At 66.0% G+C, this 3003-nt stretch carries 4 protein-coding genes; all 4 read left to right on the plus strand.

All coding sequences use genetic code 11. The annotated features are described in order from the left end of the window. Window positions 1-183 precede the first annotated feature (183 nt). Window positions 184-1587: a pyruvate dehydrogenase complex dihydrolipoamide acetyltransferase gene (locus JWQ89_RS14155; RefSeq protein ID WP_299642033.1), complete on the plus strand. Its 1404-nt coding sequence runs from the start codon at window positions 184-186 to the stop codon at window positions 1585-1587. A 16-nt stretch (window positions 1588-1603) separates the two neighbouring features. After that, entirely contained in the window at window positions 1604-2248 is a 645-nt protein-coding gene (locus JWQ89_RS14160; protein WP_299642035.1) for an SGNH/GDSL hydrolase family protein, read from the plus strand. After that, window positions 2245-2832, plus strand: a complete 588-nt coding sequence (locus JWQ89_RS14165; RefSeq protein WP_299642037.1) for a GNAT family N-acetyltransferase — start codon at window positions 2245-2247, stop codon at window positions 2830-2832. Before JWQ89_RS14160 ends, JWQ89_RS14165 begins: the two co-directional genes overlap by 4 nt. 3 nt (window positions 2833-2835) lie before the next feature. After that, a partial coding sequence (locus JWQ89_RS14170; RefSeq protein WP_299642039.1) for an FAD-dependent oxidoreductase occupies window positions 2836-3003 on the plus strand: 168 nt, incomplete at its 3' end.

Below are 3003 nucleotides of genomic sequence, written 5' to 3' on the forward strand. Positions count from 1 at the left end.
AGTTCGGCATTTCCCGCGTCGTCGTGGCAGAATCGAAGAATTTCAAAGGCTTCCAGGATGTCCTGTCGCTGGCCGGCGTGAACGTGGTCGACTACCACGAGCCGCGCTGCGAGCACATGATGGCGGACTTCATCGCGAAGCACCCCGAACTCTGGAACGAAGACATCGGCGAGTGAGGCACAAATGAGCATCAACATCACCATGCCCGCTCTCTCTCCCACCATGGAAGAGGGCAAGCTCGCCAAGTGGCACGTCAAGGAAGGCGACAGCGTCTCCTCGGGTGACGTGATCGCCGAGATCGAGACCGACAAGGCGACGATGGAAGTCGAGGCTGTCGATGAGGGAAGGATCGGCAAGATCGTCGTCCCCGAGGGCACTGAGAATGTGAAGGTGAACGCGGTGATCGCCGTGATCCTCACCGAGGGCGAGACGGCCGCAGACGTGAAGGCACCGGCCCCACCATCAAAGCCCGCCGAGGCACCCAAGCCCGCTGCAAACGACGCCGGTGCAATCATGCGCGAAAATCCGGCCACTCAGGCAGGAGTTGCGCCGGCTAGAGAGGCCGCCGAGCGTCAGGCTCTTCAGGAGAACATCGCCAAGGTCTCCGCCACGGCCGCAAACGGCGCTGCCAACAGCAACGTCGGGGCCAACGGCGCCCGCGTCTTCGCGTCCCCGCTCGCCAAGCGCCTCGCCAAGGAAGCCGGCATCGCGCTCGCTGCCATCAACGGCTCCGGCCCGCATGGCCGCGTGGTCAAATCCGATGTCGAGGCCGCCAAGTCCGGCAAAGCGCCGCTAAGAGCTGCCCCGGCTCCGGCCGCCGCTGCCGGCGGCGCCGCTCTTTCCACCGGCATGACTAAGGCGCAGGTGCTCGCGCTCTATCCCGAGGGCAGCTACGAGATCGTCCCGAACGATGGCATGCGGAAGGTCGTCGCCGCGCGGCTCACCGAAGCGAAGCAGACCATCCCGCACTTCTACCTGTCGCTCGATTGCAAGATCGACGCGCTGCTCCAGGCCCGCGAACAGATCAACGCCGCCGCTCCGCTCAAGGACGGCAAGCCGACCTACAAGCTCTCGGTCAACGACTTCGTCATGAAGGCCTGGGCCGCGGCGCTGATGAAGGTCCCGGCGGCCAACGCCACCTGGGCAGGCGACTCGATCCTCTACCACAAGCACGCCGACGTAGCGGTCGCGGTTGCCGTCCCCGGCGGCCTCTTCACCCCGGTGGTCAAGGCCTGCGATACCAAGTCGCTCCGCCAGATCTCCGAAGAGGTGAAGGACCTCGCCGGTCGCGCCCGCAACAAGAAGCTCGCGCCGCAGGAATACCAGGGCGGCACCTCGTCGGTTTCCAACCTCGGCATGTATGGCATCAAGAACTTCCAGGCCGTCATCAACCCGCCGCACGGCACCATCCTCGCGGTCGGCGTTGGCGAGGAACGCGTCTATGCCGACAAGGGCCAGGTCAAGGTCGCCAACTTCATGACCGTGACGCTGAGCTGCGACCACCGTGCCGTGGACGGAGCGCTCGGGGCGGAACTGCTCGCGGCGTTCAAGGGCCTGATCGAAAATCCCGTGATGATGCTGGCTTGAGCGGGCAGGGACTCACATGAAGACCATCCTCGCCTTCGGCGACAGCCTCACCTTCGGCGCCAACCCGATTCCCGGCGGCCAGCGCCACCCCTATGAAGACCGCTGGCCGACGGTGCTCGAGCGGGCACTCGATGGCCAGGCTCGCGTCATCGCCGAAGGCCTCGGCGGACGGACCACTGTCCGCGACGACTTCTGGGCCGCGGCCGATCGGAACGGCGCGCGCCTCTTACCGACGCTGCTCGAGTCGCATTCGCCGCTCGATCTGGTCATCATCATGCTCGGCACCAACGACCTGAAGCCGTTCCATGGCCGCACCGCACAGGAAGCCGCCAACGGCGTGCGCCGGCTGGTGCAGATCGTTCGCGGCCACTACCAGAAGCCGGGCGACGTGACGCCCGGGATCATCCTCGTCGCCCCGCCGCACCTGCGCGATACCGATCATCCCGAGATGATGCTGCATTTCGGCGATAGCGCCATCGCGCAGTCGAAGCTGTTCGCGCAGTGGTACAAGCTGCGCGCCGACGAATACGGTACCGGCTTCTTCGACGCCTCGACCGTCGCCGAGGCCCATCCCGCCGATGGGGTGCATCTCGATGCCGCCAACAGCCGCAAGATCGGGGAGGGGCTGGTGCCGATCGTCAAACAGGTGCTCGGGCTTTGAACGCCCCCATCGGCATGCGCCCGGCGACCAGGGCTGATGCGAGCGAGGTGGCGCTGCTGGTCAACATTGCGACGCATGGCGGGATCGGCAACGGCTGGGCGCATGACCAGCGCGCAGGGGACGCGTACGACCCGGTTGAGGTCGGCCGCCTCGAAATGCTTGAAGAGAGCGATGCCCTCAACTGGCGCAACGCCACGCTGGCGGAAAGCGACGGCGAGGTGGTCGGCATGCTGCTCGGCTACCCCGAGCTCGAGACCATGCCGGCGATGCGCGCAAACACTCCGGCGTTCCTCGTGCCGATCATCGAGCTCGAGCGGCTGGCGGCGGGGCGCTGGTTCATCAGCATGCTGGCCGTCCATATCGGCTGGCGCAAGGGTGTCGGCTCTCAATTGCTCAATGTCGCCGAGCACAAACGCAGCGAAACCTCGGCTCGCGGACTGGCGCTGATCACCGAGGACGTGAATACCCGGGCCCGGCAGCTCTATGAACGCCGCGGCTTTGCGGTCGAGGCGACCCGCCCGATGCGCGACTACCCCGACGGCAAGGCGCGGGGCAAGGACTGGCTGTTGATGGTGAAGGAATAGCAGATGGCTGACTCATACGATCTCATCGTCATCGGCGCCGGTCCGGGTGGCTATGTCGCAGCGATCCGTGCCGCGCAGCTGGGCCTCAAGACCGCCATCGTCGAGCGCGAGCACATGGCCGGCATCTGCTCCACCTGGGGTTGTATCCCGACCAAGGCGCTGCTCCGTACC

The sequence above is a fragment of the Devosia sp. genome (assembly GCF_028290645.1).
GTDB lineage: Bacteria > Pseudomonadota > Alphaproteobacteria > Rhizobiales > Devosiaceae > Devosia_A.

Bases quoted from the DNA above. Each gene is read 5' to 3' on its own strand.
- JWQ89_RS14160 (WP_299642035.1), top strand. From the start codon at position 1,604: ATGAAGACCATCCTCGCCTTCGGCGACAGCCTCACCTTCGGCGCCAAC.
- JWQ89_RS14155 (WP_299642033.1), top strand. From the start codon at position 184: ATGAGCATCAACATCACCATGCCCGCTCTCTCTCCCACCATGGAAGAG.